At 70.1% G+C, this 15,551-nt stretch carries 13 protein-coding genes; 9 read left to right on the forward strand and 4 right to left on the reverse strand.

Annotation, left to right across the window (positions count from 1 at the left end):
- Positions 1-43: 43 nt before the first annotated feature.
- Positions 44-1,108, reverse strand: coding sequence for an alkene reductase (locus ACZ63I_RS30430; RefSeq protein WP_469342461.1), 1,065 nt, complete (start codon positions 1,106-1,108; stop codon positions 44-46).
- Between the two features lie 113 nt (positions 1,109-1,221).
- On the opposite strand from ACZ63I_RS30430, the gene ACZ63I_RS30435 reads away from it, so the two are divergent.
- Entirely contained in the window at positions 1,222-1,764 is a 543-nt protein-coding gene (locus ACZ63I_RS30435) for a MarR family winged helix-turn-helix transcriptional regulator (protein ID WP_469342462.1), read from the forward strand.
- Here the strand turns inward: ACZ63I_RS30435 and ACZ63I_RS30440 are convergent.
- Together ACZ63I_RS30440 and ACZ63I_RS30445 are read right to left on the reverse strand one after the other, a co-directional pair.
- Positions 1,713-2,774 (reverse strand): aminotransferase class V-fold PLP-dependent enzyme, encoded by a 1,062-nt coding sequence (locus tag ACZ63I_RS30440; RefSeq protein ID WP_469342463.1) that lies wholly within the window; start codon positions 2,772-2,774, stop codon positions 1,713-1,715. The genes ACZ63I_RS30435 and ACZ63I_RS30440 overlap by 52 nt on opposite strands.
- Before the next feature lie 47 nt (positions 2,775-2,821).
- Entirely contained in the window at positions 2,822-3,466 is a 645-nt protein-coding gene (locus ACZ63I_RS30445; protein WP_469342464.1) for a DsbA family oxidoreductase, read from the reverse strand.
- A gap of 243 nt (positions 3,467-3,709) precedes the next feature.
- Here ACZ63I_RS30445 and ACZ63I_RS30450 point away from each other — a divergent pair, with 243 nt between their 5' ends.
- From ACZ63I_RS30450 to ACZ63I_RS30465, 4 genes are all read left to right on the forward strand, one after another.
- The gene (locus ACZ63I_RS30450; RefSeq protein WP_469342465.1) at positions 3,710-3,976 is read left to right on the forward strand and encodes a hypothetical protein; all 267 of its coding nucleotides are present in this window, start codon (positions 3,710-3,712) and stop codon (positions 3,974-3,976) included.
- Positions 3,957-4,475, forward strand: coding sequence for a DUF6879 family protein (locus ACZ63I_RS30455; RefSeq protein WP_469342467.1), 519 nt, complete (start codon positions 3,957-3,959; stop codon positions 4,473-4,475). The genes ACZ63I_RS30450 and ACZ63I_RS30455 overlap by 20 nt, the downstream gene beginning before the upstream one ends.
- A 12-nt stretch (positions 4,476-4,487) precedes the next feature.
- Entirely contained in the window at positions 4,488-5,336 is an 849-nt protein-coding gene (locus tag ACZ63I_RS30460; RefSeq protein WP_469342468.1) for a helix-turn-helix domain-containing protein, read from the forward strand.
- A 301-nt stretch (positions 5,337-5,637) separates the two neighbouring features.
- Positions 5,638-6,813, forward strand: coding sequence for a methyltransferase domain-containing protein (locus ACZ63I_RS30465; RefSeq protein WP_469342469.1), 1,176 nt, complete (start codon positions 5,638-5,640; stop codon positions 6,811-6,813).
- Between the two features lie 51 nt (positions 6,814-6,864).
- On the opposite strand, the gene ACZ63I_RS30470 is transcribed toward ACZ63I_RS30465, so the two are convergent.
- Positions 6,865-8,397, reverse strand: a complete 1,533-nt coding sequence (locus ACZ63I_RS30470) for an aldehyde dehydrogenase (NADP(+)) (protein ID WP_469342471.1) — start codon at positions 8,395-8,397, stop codon at positions 6,865-6,867.
- A gap of 156 nt (positions 8,398-8,553) precedes the next feature.
- Between ACZ63I_RS30470 and ACZ63I_RS30475 the strand changes: the two genes are divergently transcribed.
- The 4 genes from ACZ63I_RS30475 to ACZ63I_RS30490 all read left to right on the forward strand — a co-directional run bounded on the left by ACZ63I_RS30475 (position 8,554) and on the right by ACZ63I_RS30490 (position 15,541).
- On the forward strand, positions 8,554-9,324 hold the full coding sequence (locus ACZ63I_RS30475; RefSeq protein ID WP_041990997.1) for an IclR family transcriptional regulator: 771 nt from the start codon (positions 8,554-8,556) through the stop codon (positions 9,322-9,324).
- Positions 9,324-9,794, forward strand: coding sequence for a GNAT family N-acetyltransferase (locus tag ACZ63I_RS30480; RefSeq protein ID WP_469342472.1), 471 nt, complete (start codon positions 9,324-9,326; stop codon positions 9,792-9,794). The genes ACZ63I_RS30475 and ACZ63I_RS30480 overlap by 1 nt, the downstream gene beginning before the upstream one ends.
- A 255-nt stretch (positions 9,795-10,049) precedes the next feature.
- Positions 10,050-12,158, forward strand: coding sequence for a discoidin domain-containing protein (locus tag ACZ63I_RS30485; RefSeq protein ID WP_469342626.1), 2,109 nt, complete (start codon positions 10,050-10,052; stop codon positions 12,156-12,158).
- Positions 12,159-12,307: 149 nt separating this feature from the next.
- Positions 12,308-15,541, forward strand: a complete 3,234-nt coding sequence (locus ACZ63I_RS30490; RefSeq protein ID WP_469342473.1) for a glycoside hydrolase family 3 C-terminal domain-containing protein — start codon at positions 12,308-12,310, stop codon at positions 15,539-15,541.
- The last annotated feature ends 10 nt before the right edge of the window (positions 15,542-15,551 follow it).

Genomic DNA, 15,551 nt, shown 5'->3' on the forward strand with positions numbered 1-15,551 from the left:
GCGGTCGGGCTTCGGGGTGTCAGCGGGCCAGGCGGTCAGGCGGTCAGGCGGTCAGCGCCGGGTAGTCCGTGAAGCCCTTCTCGTCGCCGCCGAAGAAGGAGGCCGAGTCGGCGGCGTTGTACGGACCGCCGGCCTTCAGCCGCGCGGGCAGGTCGGGGTTGGCGAGGAACAGCACGCCGTACGAGATGAGGTCGGCGACGCCGTCCTCGATCAGCACCAGCTCGTCCGGGCTGGTGGGGCTCTCGGTCTTGGCGTTGAGGACGAGCGTTCCGGAGTACGCCTTGCGCAGCGTGAGCGTCAGATCGCGGGTGTTCTCGACGAGGTGCACATAGCCGAGGCCGAGCGGCTCCAGCTCCCGCACCAGCGCGATGTACGTCTCGTCGGGGTCGGGCTCGGTGATGTCGTTGAGGGGGTTGCCGGGCGACAGCCGGATCCCGGTGCGCTCCGCGCCGATCTCGGCGGCGACCGCGCGGGCGACCTCGACGGCGAACCGGATGCGGCCCTCGACGGAGCCGCCCCACTCGTCGGTGCGGTGGTTGCTGCCGGGCGCGAGGAACTGGTGGATCAGATAGCCGTTGGCGCCGTGCAGCTCGATCCCGTCGAAGCCGGCCTCGATCGCGTTGCGGGCGGCGGAGACGAAGTCGGCGATCGTTCCCCGTATCTCGTCCGCCGTCAGCTCGTGCGGCGTGACGAGGTCCTTGGGGCCGTCGTGCAGATAGACCTTGCCCTGGGCGGCGACGGCGGAGGCGCTGACCGGGATCAGACCGTCCGGCAGCAGGTCGGGGTGGCCGATCCGGCCGGCGTGCATGATCTGCGCGAAGATCGTGCCGCCCTTGGCGTGTACGGCGTCGGTGACCTTGCGCCAGCCCGCAATCTGCTCCTCGCTGTGCAGCCCGGGGGTGTCCGGGTAGCCCTGGCCGATCACGGAGGGCTGGATCCCCTCGGTGATGATCAGACCGGCGGACGCGCGCTGTGCGTAGTACTCAGCGACGGCATCGGTCGGCACATGGCTCGGGCCGTAGGAGCGGCTGCGGGTCATGGGGGCCATGGCGATGCGGTTGGCAAGCTGCCTGCCCGAGAGGTCGATCGGGTCGAAGGCGGTGGTCATAGAAGCTCTCCCTGAGGGCGCACATATATATGGTCGGCCAAGTAATCAACCGCGTGCCACCCTAACGCATTCCTTGGGCGGCCAAGTTTGGGCGGCCAAGTTACGCTCGTGCCATGACATCCGACGACCCCGCCTGTACGGATACGCCGCTCCTCCCCGCCACCGCGAGCGGCGGCCCGGTGAGCGACGCGCTGTCCCGGGTGGCCCGGCTGCACCGCGCCACCGCCGGCAAACTGCTGCGCTGCACGGGCCTCTACCCGGGCCAGGAACTGCTGATGAAGCTGTTGTGGGAGGCGGGGCCCGTCCGCCAGTCCGAGCTGATCAGGCGGATGGACCTGGACCCTTCGACGGTCACGAAGATGCTGCAACGGCTCGAACAGACCGGTCATGTGCGGCGCCACCCCGACCCCGTCGACCGGCGCGCCGTCCTGGTCGAGGCGACGGAGGACGGCTGCGCGCTGCGCCCGGGGGTCGAGGCGGCCTGGTCGCGTCTTGAGGAGCGGACCCTGGCGGGACTCGACGAGACCGAGCGCGGTGAACTGGGCAGACTGCTGGCGAAGCTGGAGGTCAATCTCTGCACCGCGGCGCAGGACTGCCCGCCGGATCAGCCCGCGAGGACGTCCAGCGCCCTGTCGACGTCGGCGGCCGAGTTGTAAAGGTGGAAGGACACGCGCAGTTTGCCCGCGCGTACCGAGACATCGATCCCCGCGGCGCGCAGCTCCGGCTCCCGGTGGCCGAGATCCGGGACGGCCACGACCACCGAGTCGCTGTCGACGGGCGGCAGGCCGAGCCGGCCGAGACCTGCCCGGAAGCGGTCGGCCAGCGCGGTGCCGTGCGCGTGCAGCGCCGCGATCCCGGCCCGCTCCAGCAGCGCCAGGGACTGCTCGGCGCCGTGGTAGGCGAGGAAGGCCATCGGCTCGTCGAACCGACGTGCCGAGTGGGCCAGTTCGCCGACGGGACCGTACGTGCTCACCCACGGGTCCTCGCCCGCGACCCACCCGGCGTGCACCGGCCGCAGCTCCCGCTGCGCCTCTTCGGTCACTGTCAGGAACGCGGTGCCGTGCGGGCAGAGCAGGAACTTGTAGCCGGCGGTGACGGTGTAGTCGAACGTCCCGGCGTTCAGCGGCAGCCAGCCCGCCGACTGGGTGGTGTCCACCAGGGTCCGCGCACCGTGCGCCGCCGCCGCTTCCCGTACGGCCGTAAGGTCGGCGGTCCTGCCGTCGGCCGACTGGACGGCGGAGAAGGCCACGAGAGCGGTGTCGGGCCGGATCGACTGGGCCAGCTTCTCCAGCGGCACATACCGCGTGCGCAGCTCGTCGCGGACGGCGAACGGGTTGACGAGCGAGCTGAAGTCGCCTTCGGGAATGAGGACTTCGGCGCCGGGCGGCAGCGAGGCCGCGATCACCGCGCTGTGCACGGCGACCGAGCTGCCGACGGCGACGCGCGCTTCGGGCACGCCCACGAGCCGCCCGAAGGACGCCCGCGCCGCGTCCACCGCGTCGAACCCGGTGTCACCCCCGGTCGCCCGCCCGGCCGCCTTGTCCGCCACCAGTGCCTGAATGGCCGCGACGGCCCTGCGCGGCAGCAGGCCCGTCTTGGAGGTGTTGAGATAGGTCAGCTCCGGCGCGAACTCGTCGCCACACAGGGTGTCCATGTCGAGATCCATGACTCCACCCTGCGATCATGCCCGCCGCGTAGTCAATCTCGCATCCCTTATGCGTGCGCGCCGGCCTCCCACGCCTGCTCCAGGGCCTGGGTGAACAGCTCGGCGGGCTGGCCGCCGGAGACGCCGTACTTGCGGTCGAGCACGAAGAACGGCACGCCGTTCGCCCCGAGTTCGGCGGCCTCACGCTCGTCGGCCCGCACCTCGTCGGCGTACGCGTCGGGATCGGCGAGCACCTTGCGCGCCTCGTCGGCGTCGAGCCCGGCCTCGACCGCGATCTCCACGAGGGTGTCGTGCGCGTAGACGGACCGCTCCTCGGCGAAGTTGGTCCGGAAGGCCAGGCTGAGGAACTCGTCCTGCTTGCCACGCGCCTTGGCGAGCTGCACCAGCCGGTGAATGTCGAAGGTGTTGCCCGCGTCGCGCCCGTCGATCCGGTAACCGAGCCCCTCGGAGCGCGCGTTGGACGCCACGTTCTCCTCCATGGCCCGCGCCTCTTCCTTGCTGCGGCCGAACTTCTTCGCGATCAGATCGACCACGAGCCCACCGTCGCTCTCGGCCTTCGGATCAAGCTCGAAGGCCCGGTGCACGACCTCCACGTCATCCCGATGAGCGAAGGCCGCCAACCCCTTCTCGAAGCGCGCCTTGCCGATGTAGCACCAAGGGCAGGCGATGTCGCTCCAGATCTCGACGCGCATGTTTCCGCTTCTCTCCACTCCCGGGAACCCGCACGGTCACGCTTGGCACAAGACCGACCACCGCACGCAGCGAAGACCCCCTCCGCCGCTACGAGAACACCCGGCGGGCACGGACTCATTCCCCGTCCGGGCGCCGGGGCCCCAGCCCAGAGGATGCTCATGCCTCCGCGCGCTCTTGCGTGGGTGCGCGGCAGAGGTAGTCTCATGCACGTCGATGCAATTCGCTGAGCGGAGGAAATCGCAATGGCCCTGAAGTTCTTAGGGATTTGGCCCAACACCCCTGACGACGGCTCGCCCACCATCTGGCTCGACGACACGACCGGAGACCTGATCATCCAGTCATGGAAAGCCGATGTGGAGACCATCCGGCAGGCGCAGGAGGTTGGCTCGGTGCCCGGCCACTCCACCGACGTTCCGGACCACGAGTCCGTGATCCGGCTGCCCGTCGACATGCTCCAGTTCATCCCCCGTCCGGACAGTAGGGTCAACGGTGACAACAGCGGTACGTGAAGTGCTCGCGAAGGCGCAGCACTCAGCGATGCACCTTGAGATGCGGGACAGCTACATGCGGGACGACCCGGAGTTCATCCGCTGGCAGCAGGGGCACCGGTACGACCCTGCCCGTCGCGAGTCCTGGTGGCGCTCATGGCTGGACGTCGTCGCCGAGACAGTCGCTCGTGGCGTGGTCATGCGTCGTCTGCGCGTCGTCTCCGAGCCCCTGAGTGACTACGTCAGGTACGAGTACGACGGGACGTTCTCGAACGTCGCAGCGGGCGAGGAAGTGCGTTGGCTGTCGCGGTCCCGCACACACGGTCTTTTGCTTCCCGCCCTGGACGGCTGGGTGGTGGACGAGGAGACCGTGATCCTGCACCATTTCAGCGGCGAAGGTCAGTGGACCGGTGCCCGGATGGAGGTCCGCGACGACCCGGCGTTGGCAGCGCAGTACGCGAGGGCGTACGAGGCAGCGTGGGAGCGTGCCATCCCGCACGCGGAGTACCGGCCGGTCTGACGCACACGCACGATGGCCCTTTCTCCGTCCTCCAGTGCCCAGCAGGCGCGGCAGGCCCTGGCAAACCGTCTTGCCGAGCTGTGCCGCGACGCCGGCCTGTCCGGGCGCGACCTCGCCGAGCGCTGCGCATGGCACCCTTCCAAGTCGTCTCGGATCATGAACGCCCGGACGCCCCCGTCCGCCGACGACATTCGGGAGTGGTGCCGAGCGTGCGGAGCGGAGGACCAGACCGAAGACCTGATCGCTTCGCTGCGGACGGCCGAGGGCATGTGGGTCGGCTGGCGACGCATGGAGCGGGCCGGACTCAAGCTGGCTCAGGAGGCCCGCCTACCGCTGTACCGGCGGACCCGGCGTTTCCGGTCGTACTCGTCCTGGCTCGTACCGGGCATGATCCAAACCCGGCCGTACACCACGGCGGCGCTCCAAGCGATCCAGCGACGGCGCGCGCTGGTGGACGATGTGTCCGACGCTGTGGCCGTCCGCATGGAGCGGCAGCAGGTCCTGTACGAAGGTGATCGACGGTTCGCCTTCCTCGTCGAGGAGTCGGTGCTGCTCTCCGGCATCGGCGGCTCCGAGACCATGGCCGGACAGCTTGGCCACCTGATTTCGGTGGCCTCGCTTCCCAACGTGAGTTTGGGAGTCGTACCCATGAGGCCCGACCGCGAGCGTTGGCCGGCTGAAGGGTTCTGGATCTATGACGCCGCGCAGGTCAACGTCGAGTTGGTCTCCGGTTACCTCACCATCACGCAGCCCGGCGAAATAGCCATGTACGCCGACACCTTCGAAGAGCTGGCGCAAGCGGCCGTCTACGGCTCACAGGCGCGCACGCTGATCACGTCAGCCATGAATGCCCTCACGTGATCCGCGTGCAACCCCGTGCAATCGGGTGGGAATTGGGGTTATGCACTGCCTAACGTGGTCTGCGGCACCGAAGAGCGGCCCGCCGAGACTTCGCCCCCCATGGCGCGGCGGGGCCACGGTTCCGCGACCCCACACCAAGGAGCGTCTTATGCCCAAGCACGGCGGCGGTACCGGTAGCGGTCAAGGTGGCAGTCAGCAGGACGACGGCAACAGCGGCCGCGGGCATGGCGGTGGCGGGACGGACACGGGCAGCGGGGGTGGTTCGTCCGACGGCTCCGGGCCCGCGAAGAAGTAGCGGCGGATGACCGCGCACGAAGAGGAGGCGGGCCCCGCGCGGCTCGCCTCCGCGCTCGTCGGGTCGGGCGCTCTGCGATCCGACTGGTTGCCGGCCTACCGAGCAGTGCCCCGGGACATGTTCGTACCCGACCGCATCTGGCCCGGCATCGCTGACGGCACCCGCCAGAACCCCCTGGTGGACCGCACCGCGGACCCGGACGCCTGGCTCACCGCGGTGTACTCCGACATCCCGCTGACCACGAGGTGGGACGACGGAAGCCACCGCGGTGACGGCCTGGGGAAGGTGCCGTCCAGCTCCAACTCCCAGCCGCGCATGGTGTTCTCGATGCTGGCGGATCTCGACGTGCACGACGGCCATCGCGTCCTGGAGATCGGCACCGGGACCGGGTGGAACTCCGGTCTTCTCGCGCACCGGCTCGGCGCCGCCAACGTCGTGTCCGTCGAGTTCGACCCCGCCGTCGCGAAGGCGGCCGCCGAGAACCTGCGGCGCGCCGGGCCGGCTCCGCTGGTGGTCGTCGGGGACGGGCGGGTCGGGTACGCCGGTGGCGCCCCGTACGACCGGGTGGTGGCCACCTGCTCCGTCGGGGCGGTGCCTCGGGCGTGGGTCGAACAGACCCGGCCGGGCGGCCTCGTCGTGGCCCCTTGGGGGACCTTGTACGGCGGCGAGGCCATCGTCCGGCTGACCGTCGGTGACGGCGGCGGAACGGCGAGCGGACGATTCACCCGGTCCAGCGCCTTCATGCGCCTGCGGCAGCAGCGGCCTGAGCTGCCCGGCCATGGCACCTACCTCAAGGGGCAGGCATGGCCGGCGGACGGCACCACGCGCACCACCCGCCTGTCACCCGCCGATGTCGGCGACTGGGTGGTGCAGTTCGCCGTCGGGCTCCAGATGCCCGGGGCGTTCTGGAGCGTGGAACGCTATGACGACGGCACCTACACCCTGTGGACGTACAGCACCGACGGCCTGTCGTGGGCGTCAGCCGACTTCGAACCGGGCGCCGGCTCGTTCGCCGTGGTGCAGTCCGGCCCCCGCAGCCTCTGGGACGAGACGGAAGCCGCCCACCGCTGGTGGGAGGCGCAGGACCGGCCCGGCTTCGAGCGGTTCGGGCTCACGGTCGACGCTCACGCCGAGCGGGCGTGGCTCGACTCCCCGGACCACCCCGTCCCGAGACCGTGGTGACCGTGCGGCACTGAGCACCCGCACGGTCACCACGCAAGCTCGGAACGAGCCTCAGTGCTCCGGGCGGTCGTCCACGCGGCGCGGCAGGCCCAGTTCGTTCTCGTCGCGCAGCTCGGGCGGGAGCAGCGCCGGCGGGGTCGACTGGTACGAGACCGGGCGCAGCCAGCGCTCGATCGCCGTCGCGCCGACCGAGGTCGAGGTGGACGTCGTCGCCGGGTAGGGGCCGCCGTGCTGCTGGGCGGGGGCGACGGCGACCCCGGTCGGCCAGCCGTTGACCAGGACGCGGCCGGCCAACGGGGTCAGCTCGGCGAGCAGTTCGCCCGCGCCCGCCTCGGTGCCCGCACCTTCGGCCTCGCTCAGTTGGAGCGTCGCCGTGAGATTGCCGGGGAGCCGGTCCAGTACGGCGGTGATCTCGTCGGTCGAGGTGTAGCGGGCGACGACGGCGACCGGGCCGAAGCACTCCTCCAGCAGCAGGTCGTGCTCGCCGGGCTCGGTGAGCAGTTCGGCGGGGAGGGTGAGGAAGCCCGCGCTGACGGTGTGTTCGCCGCCGGCGCCCGGGGTGATCGGGGCGTCGACGCCGGGCAGTTCGGCCCGCTCGCTGACGCCCGCGACGAAGGCGTCGCGCATCCGGTGGTCGAGCATCACACCCGGCTCGGTCTCGCTGACCGCCTTCGTGAGCGATTCGAGCAGCCGGTCCCCCGCCTCGCCCGCCGGGGCCAGGACGAAGCCGGGCTTGGTGCAGAACTGCCCCTCGCCCAGGGTCATCGAGCCGGCGAGTCCCGCGCCGATCTGCTCGGCGCGCTCGGCCGCCGCCGAAGCGGTGATCACGACGGGGTTGAGGGAACCCAGCTCGCCGTGGAAGGGGATGGGCTCGGGGCGGGCCGCCGCCGCGTCGAACAGCGCCCGGCCGCCGCGTACGGAACCGGTGAAGCCGGCGGCGCCGACCAGCGGGTGCTTGACCAGCTCCACGCCCGCGTCGAAGCCGTGCACGAGGATCACGATGTCCGCGGGCAGGCCGACCTGGACCGCCGCCCTGCGCAGCACGGAGGCGCAGATCTCGGAGGTCGCCGGGTGGTCGGGGTGCGCCTTGACGACGACGGGGCAGCCGGCGGCCAGCGCGCTCGCCGTGTCACCGCCCGGGACGGAGAAGGCGAACGGGAAGTTGCTCGCCGCGTAGACGGCGACGACCCCGAGCGGCACCTTCCAGCGGCGCAGGTCCGGCCAGGGCGGGGTGCGGGTCGCGTCGGCGTGGTCGATCCGGATGTCCAGGAAGGCGCCCTCGTCGACCACCTCGGCGAAGGCCCGCAACTGCGCGCTGGTACGGGCCAGTTCACCGGTGAGCCGGACGGGTCCGAGCGCGGTCTCTGCGTCGGCCGCCTCGATGGCGTGCTCGCTCGTCGCGTCGAGCAGATCGGCCGCCGTACGCAGCAGCGCGGCCCGGACGGTGCGGTCGGCGAGCGCCGGCCTGGCGGCGTACGCTCTGCGCACCGCGCGGTCGACCTCCTCGGAGGTCGCCTCGTCGGCGACCTGTTCCCGTGGCTTCCCCGTTCGGGGGTCGACACTCCAGACTGGTGATGCTGCCACCGCGGCTTCCTTCCTGGCTTTCGGACCTCTGCCATCCAGCAGGTTTTGTTCGGTATTCTGAACAAGATTCCTGATGGTGAATCTGTGAGAACTCTATTTCCGGCCGTTCTGCGGGGTCAAGGGCGGCCAAGGGTGGTCAAGAAGGAGCGAACGACGATGTCGGCTGTGGAATCCGGTGGGGCACAAGTCAAGTCCGCGGTACGGACGGTCGAGTTGCTCGAATACTTCGCCGGCAGCCCCGGTATGCACTCGCTCGCCGCCGTCCAGGAAGCCGTCGGATATCCCAAATCCAGCCTCTACATGCTGCTGCGCACCCTGGTCGAGCTGGGCTGGGTGGAGACGGACGCGACAGGCACACGCTACGGCATCGGGGTGCGCGCGCTGCTGGTCGGTACCTCGTACATCGACGGCGACGAGGTCGTCGCGGCGGCCCGGCCCACCCTGGACCGGCTCTCGGACGACACGACGGAGACGATCCACCTGGCGCGGCTCGACGGCACGAATGTCGTCTATCTCGCGACCCGCCAGTCACAGCATTATCTGCGCCCATTCACCCGGGTCGGCCGCCGGCTGCCGGCCCATTCCACCTCGCTGGGAAAGGCGCTGCTCGCCACCCACAGCGACGAGCAGGTGCGCAAAATGCTGCCGGAGACACTGGCCGGGCTCACCGAGCACACGATCACCGACCGGGAGAAGCTGATCGAGGAGCTGCGTACGGTACGGGAGCAGGGGTATGCGGTCGACCGCGAGGAGAACACCCTGGGCCTGCGCTGCTTCGGCATCGCGATCCCCTACCGGACGCCCGCGCGCGACGCGATCAGTTGTTCCGTACCGGTGGCGCGGCTCACCCCCGGGCACGAGCAGATGATCAAGGACACCTTGTTCGACGCCCGCGACCGGCTCACGCTTGCCACCCGGAGGCTCTGATGGACGTCACACTGCGCGAGGTCGAGGCGGCGGACCTGCCGCTGTTCTTCACCATGACGCAGGACCCCGAGGCCAACCGGATGGCCGCCTTCACCCCGGCCGACCCCTCGGACCGCGAGCGCTTCGACGCGCACTGGGCCAAGATCCTCGCCTCGGCCGACGTGCTGCGCACCGTGCTGGCCGACGGCGAGGCGGTGGGCAACGCGGCGGTGTACGGGCCGCCCGGTGAGCGCGAGGTGACGTACTGGATCGACAAGGCGCACTGGGGCCGGGGCATCGCCAGCGCCGCCCTGCGCCAACTGCTCGAACTCGTCCCCGAGCGGCCGCTGTTCGGCAGGACGGCCGCCGACAACGCGGGCTCGCTGCGGGTCATGCGCAAGTGCGGCTTCGAAGTCACCGGCAGCAACCGCGACTTCGCCATGGGGCGCGGCGAGGAGACCGAGGAGCTGATCCTCACCCTCGAAGGGTGAGCGCGGGCCCCGGAGAGGTGAGCGCGGGCCCCCGGCAAGGTGAGCCCAGGACCCGGAAGGGTGAGCGCGGGCAACTCTCCCCCGCCCTTCACTAGTTGACGCCGTGTCGCGGTCCGCTGTGCGAGTTCCGGCGGATCGCGTTCAACTTCTTGACGTGTCGGCAACAACGCCGCAATCATCTGCTCACCCAGAGAGCGCTCTCTCGGGATTTGGCGACCACTAGGAGACGCCATGCAGAGCAGTTCCCCCCTCTCGATGACCAACGGCAGAAGATCCCTGATCCTGGCTGTGGTCGTCGCTGTCCTCGCGAGCCTGGCTCTCGCCCTGAACGGAAACACCCCCGCCAAGGCGGCGGGCACCCTGCTCTCGCAGGGCAAGACGGCGACGTCGTCGTCCGTCGAGAACGCCGGCACCCCCGCGTCCGCCGCGGTCGACGGCAACGCAGGCACCCGCTGGTCCAGCGCCGCCGCCGATCCGCAGTGGATCCAGGTGGACCTCGGCGCCACCTCGTCCATCTCCCAGGTCACGCTCAACTGGGAGGCCGCGTACGCCAAGGCGTTCCAGATCCAGACGTCGACCGACGGCACCAACTGGACGAGCATCTACTCGACCACCACGGCCACGGGCGGCAACCAGACGCTCAACGTGACCGGTTCGGGCCGCTACGTGCGGCTGACGGGCACGCAGCGCGCCACCGCTTACGGCTACTCCCTCTGGGAGTTCCAGGTCTACGGCGGCACGGGCTCCAGCGGCGCCGGATGCAGCACGACCAACGCGGCGCTGAACAAGCCCGCCACCGCCTCGTCGACCGAGAACGCCGGTACGCCGGCCACGGCGGCCGTCGACGGCAACGCGGGCACCCGCTGGTCCAGCGCGCCCGGCGACCCGCAGTGGCTGCGGGTCGACCTCGGCTCCAGCCAGTCCGTCTGCGGGGTCCAGTTGAGCTGGGAGGCGGCGTACGCCAAGGCGTACCAGATCCAGTCCTCCACCGACGGCACCAACTGGACGACGCTGCACAGCACCACCACGGGTGCGGGCGCCACCGAGCTGATCACGCTCACCGGCACCGGCCGCTACCTGCGGGTGTACACCACGGCACGGGCCACCCAGTACGGCGTCTCCCTCTGGGAGTTCCAGGTCTTCACCACGGGCGGCACCGACCCGGGCGGCCCGACGGATCCGCCTCCCGGTGACTCCAAGCTGCTCTCGTACAACAAGCCGGCCACCGCCTCGACGTACCAGGACGCCAACAGTTGCGTCGGCTGCACCCCGGCCAAGGCGTTCGACCACGACCCGGCCACCCGCTGGGCCACCAGTGACAGCAACGGCTGGGTCGACCCCGGCTGGATCAGTGTCGACCTGGGCGCCACCGCGCACATCACGCAGGTCGTGCTCCAGTGGGACCCGGCGTACGCGACGGCCTACCAGATCCAGACGTCGGCCGACGGCACCAACTGGACCAGCATCTACTCCACGACGACCGGCAAGGGCTTCAAGGAGACGCTGAACGTCAACGGCAACGGCCGCTACGTGCGCATGTACGGCACCGCGCGCAGCAACGGCTACGGCTACTCGCTGTGGGACTTCGACGTGTTCGGCACGGGCGGCAACCCGACCGCGCCGCCCGCCGCGCCGCCGGCCCCCAACAACCCGCCGCGGCTGGTCTGGAGCGACGAGTTCAACGGCGCCGCCGGCACCAAGCCCGACACGGGCAAGTGGACGCAGGACACCGGCCGCGGCCAGAACGGCGAGCTGGAGGTCTACACCAACGGTGACAACACCACCATGGACGGCGCCGGCAACCTCGTCATCGAGGCCAGGAAGGAGGCCGACGGCACGTACACCTCGGGCCGTATCAACACCTCGGACCACTTCAACTTCGCCTACGGGCACGTCGAGGCGCGGATCAAGGTGAGCGGCACGCAGGGTCTGTGGCCCGCGTTCTGGATGCTCGGCTCCAACTTCAAGTCCGGCACTCCGTGGCCGAACTCGGGTGAGATCGACATCATGGAGCACGTCGGCAAGGTCGCCGACTCGGTGTACTCGACGCTGCACGCGCCGGCCTACAACGGCGGCAACGGCTACGGCTCTCCGTACACCGTGGCGGGCAGCGACTTCGCCTCCGCCTTCCACACGTACGCGGTCGACTGGGACGCCACGCACATGACGTTCTCCGTCGACGGCAAGGCCTTCTTCACCGCCGACAAGGCGACGGTGGAGGCCACCAGGGGGCCGTGGGTCTACGACCACCCGTTCTACATCATCCTCAACAACGCGGTGGGCGGCGACTGGCCCGGTGCTCCGGACGCCTCGACCGTCTTCCCGCAGAAGATGCTGATCGACTACGTGCGGGTCTCGCAGTAACGAAAGACGCTCCACCAGCTCAGTGACGAACGGGTTTCGGCGTGGTGACGCGCCGTCAACTAGTGAAGGCGCCCGCACATGGCCTCCTGTCATGTGCGGGCGCCACCGTCCGAAGCACTGTCTTCGCTGACGAGAGAGGCACACCCCCCATGCCCTACCTGAGGTCGCGGCTCGCGGCCCTCATAGGTTTCCTGATGGTGGCGGCCCTGATCGGGGCTCCCCAACTCGCTTCGGCCGCCGGCCCCGTCCTGCTCTCGCAGGGCAAGGCGGCGACGGCCTCCTCCACCGAGAACGGCGCGTTCCCCGCGTCGGCGGCCGTCGACGGCGACCCCGGCACCCGCTGGTCGAGCGCCGCTGCCGACCCGCAGTGGCTCCGCGTCGACCTCGGCTCCAGCCAGTCCATCAGCAAGGTCGTACTCAACTGGGAGACCGCGTCGGCGAAGGCCTTCCAGCTCCAGACCTCGGCCGACGGCACCAACTGGACCACCATCTACACGACTTCGGCCGGCCCCGGCGGCAACCAGACGCTCACCGTCTCGGGCACCGGACGCTACGTACGGGTCTACGGCACCCAGCGGTCCACCGCGTACGGCTACTCCCTCTGGGAGTTCCAGGTGTACGGCGGCGGCTCGGGGCCGAGCGACGTGTGCGGTACGACGACGGCGGCGCTCGGCAAGCCGGCCACCGCCTCGTCCGTGCAGGACGCGAGCTTCAGCGCGGGCGCGGCCTTCGACGGCAACGCGGCGACGCGCTGGTCCAGCGCCCCCGCCGATCCGCAGTGGCTCCAGGTCGACCTGGGCGCCGCCACCGAGATCTGCGGTGCGCAGCTCACCTGGGAGGCCGCGTACGCGAAGGCGTACCAGCTCCAGACGTCCAACGACGGCACCAACTGGACCACCGTCTACTCGACCACCACCGGGGCGGGTTCCGCCGAGAACGCGAGCTTCACCGCCACCGCCCGGTACGTACGGATGTACGGCACGGCGCGCGCGACCCAGTACGGCTACTCGCTCTGGGAGTTCACCGTGCTGACTCCCGGCGGCACGGCTCCGCCGTCCGGCGGCAACGGCGACTGCCCGTGGGTGGGCTCCAACGCCCCGGTGGCGACGCGGGTTTCGCAGGTGCTCGCCGAGATGACGCAGGCGCAGAAGATCTCGCTGCTGCACGGCAACGGCAACGCGTCCCCGTACATCGGCAATCTGTCCGGCATCCCTTCGCTCTGCATCCCCGACGTGGGCTTCCAGGACGGGCCGAGCGGGGTCGGTGACGGGATGGGCGGGGTGACCCAACTGCCGTCGGCCGTCGCTTCGGCCGCGACCTGGGACACCGGCCTTGAGCAGCAGTACGGGGCCGTCGCCGGCAACGAGTTCGCCGGCAAGGGCGCGGGGGTGGCGCTCGGCCCGACCCTGAACATCGTGCGCGACCCGCGCTGGGGCCGGGCCTTCGAGACGTTCAGCGAGGACCCGTACCTCACCGCGGCGATGGCGACGTCCAACGTGCAGGGCCTGCAGAGCCAGGGGGTGATGGCGCAGCCCAAGCATGTGGCGGTCTACAACCAGGAGACCAACCGCAACGGCCCCGCCGACAACGCGATCGTCTCCACACGGACGCTCCAGGAGATCTATCTGCCGGGCTTCCAGTCGGTGGTGAGCAAGGGCGCGGCGGCTTCCGTGATGTGCGGATACGCCACGGTCAACGGTGACTTCGACTGCGACAGCGGCTATCTGCTGAACACCGCGCTGTACCAGCAGGCGGGCTTCGGCGGGTTCGTCACCAGCGACTGGGGCGGCGCCCACTCGACGGTGAAGGCCGCCAACAACGGCATGACGGTCGAGATGCCCGGCGGGTACTTCTACGCCGACTTCCTGGCGCAGGCGCTGGCCGGCGGCCAGGTCAGCCAGGCGACGCTGAACACCATGGTGGGCCGGGTGCTCACGCAGATGTTCGCGTTCGGTCTCTTCGACAAGCCGCACACCGGCTCGCCGACGGCCACGGTCACCACGGACGCGCACAAGGCCACCGCCCGGCAGGTCGCCGAGCAGGGCAGTGTGCTGCTGAAGAACAGCGGGATCCTGCCGCTGTCGACGGCGACGACGAAGTCCATCGCCATTCTCGGCGCCGACGGCGGCGCGGGGGTGCAGAGCGTGGGCGGCGGCAGTGCCACCGCCACCAGCTCGGGCACGGTCTCGCCGCTGGACGGGATCAAGAACCGCGCGGGGTCGGGGGTGAGCGTCCAGTTCAACGACGCCACCGACATCGGCGCGGCGGTGGCGCTCGCGAAGAGTTCCAACGTCGCAATCGTCTTCGCCAGTTACGGCGAGAACGAGGGCACCGACCTCGCCAACATCGATCTGCCGGGCCAGCAGAACTCGCTGATCACGCAGGTCGCCGCGGCCAACCCGAACACCATCGTGGTCCTGCACACCGGTTCTGCGGTGACCATGCCGTGGCTCGGTTCGGTCAAGGGCGTGGTGGAGAACTGGTACGCCGGCCAGGAGGTCGGCAACGCGCTGGCCAGGCTGCTGTTCGGGGACGCCAACTTCTCCGGCAAGCTGCCTGTCACCTTTCCGAAGAGCCTCGCGGACGTGCCGGCGCACACCACGGCCCAGTGGCCGGGCAACGGCACCAACGTGCAGTACTCGGAGGGACTTGACGTCGGCTACCGCTGGTACGACGACAAGAACATCGAGCCGCTCTTCCCGTTCGGCTACGGCCTGTCGTACACGTCGTTCGCCTTCTCCGGGCTCCAGGTCGGCGCCCCCGACGGCAGCGGCAACGCGACGGTGACGGCGACCGTCACCAACAACGGCACCCGGGCCGGGGCCGAGGTGGCCCAGTTGTATGTGGGCGCCCCCGCTTCGACGGGCGAACCGGCCAAGCAGCTCAAGGGGTTCCAGCGGATCGACCTCCAGCCGGGGGCGAGCCAGCAGGTCCGCTTCACGCTCACCGCGCACGACCTGGCGTACTGGTCGGACTCGGCGAACAACTGGACCACGGCCGCGGGTGCTTACAAGATCTCGGTCGGTGACTCGTCCAGGAACCTCCCGCTGACCGGCACGCTCAACGTCAGTGCCCCGCTCACCGCGAAGACCGTCACGGGTCAGGCGAGCGCGGCGGGCAAGGCCGTCACCATCAGCAACCCGCACGGCATGAGCAGCACCGCAGGCACGGCGGTACGGCTGCCGGTCACCGCGAAGTCCACGTCAACGGCGGCCTCGGTCGCCTTCACCGCGACCGGTCTGCCGGCCGGTCTCACCATCAGTCCGGCGGGTGTGATCTCCGGGACCGCGACCTCACCGGGGACGCGGACGGTCACCGTCACAGCCACCGACAGCGGCACGGGCGCCACCGACAGAGCGAGCTTCGTATGGACAGTGAGCTGAGAGGAAGTCA

The organism is Streptomyces sp. NPDC087906, assembly GCF_055584925.1.

Coding starts and splice junctions, on each gene's coding strand:
- ACZ63I_RS30475 (WP_041990997.1), top strand. CDS start 8,554: ATGTCGGCTGTGGAATCCGGTGGGGCACAAGTCAAGTCCGCGGTACGG.
- ACZ63I_RS30450 (WP_469342465.1), top strand. CDS start 3,710: ATGGCCCTGAAGTTCTTAGGGATTTGGCCCAACACCCCTGACGACGGC.
- ACZ63I_RS30435 (WP_469342462.1), top strand. CDS start 1,222: ATGACATCCGACGACCCCGCCTGTACGGATACGCCGCTCCTCCCCGCC.
- ACZ63I_RS30465 (WP_469342469.1), top strand. CDS start 5,638: ATGACCGCGCACGAAGAGGAGGCGGGCCCCGCGCGGCTCGCCTCCGCG.
- ACZ63I_RS30430 (WP_469342461.1), bottom strand. CDS start 1,108: ATGACCACCGCCTTCGACCCGATCGACCTCTCGGGCAGGCAGCTTGCC.
- ACZ63I_RS30460 (WP_469342468.1), top strand. CDS start 4,488: ATGGCCCTTTCTCCGTCCTCCAGTGCCCAGCAGGCGCGGCAGGCCCTG.
- ACZ63I_RS30445 (WP_469342464.1), bottom strand. CDS start 3,466: ATGCGCGTCGAGATCTGGAGCGACATCGCCTGCCCTTGGTGCTACATC.
- ACZ63I_RS30485 (WP_469342626.1), top strand. CDS start 10,050: ATGACCAACGGCAGAAGATCCCTGATCCTGGCTGTGGTCGTCGCTGTC.
- ACZ63I_RS30440 (WP_469342463.1), bottom strand. CDS start 2,774: ATGGATCTCGACATGGACACCCTGTGTGGCGACGAGTTCGCGCCGGAG.
- ACZ63I_RS30480 (WP_469342472.1), top strand. CDS start 9,324: ATGGACGTCACACTGCGCGAGGTCGAGGCGGCGGACCTGCCGCTGTTC.
- ACZ63I_RS30490 (WP_469342473.1), top strand. CDS start 12,308: ATGCCCTACCTGAGGTCGCGGCTCGCGGCCCTCATAGGTTTCCTGATG.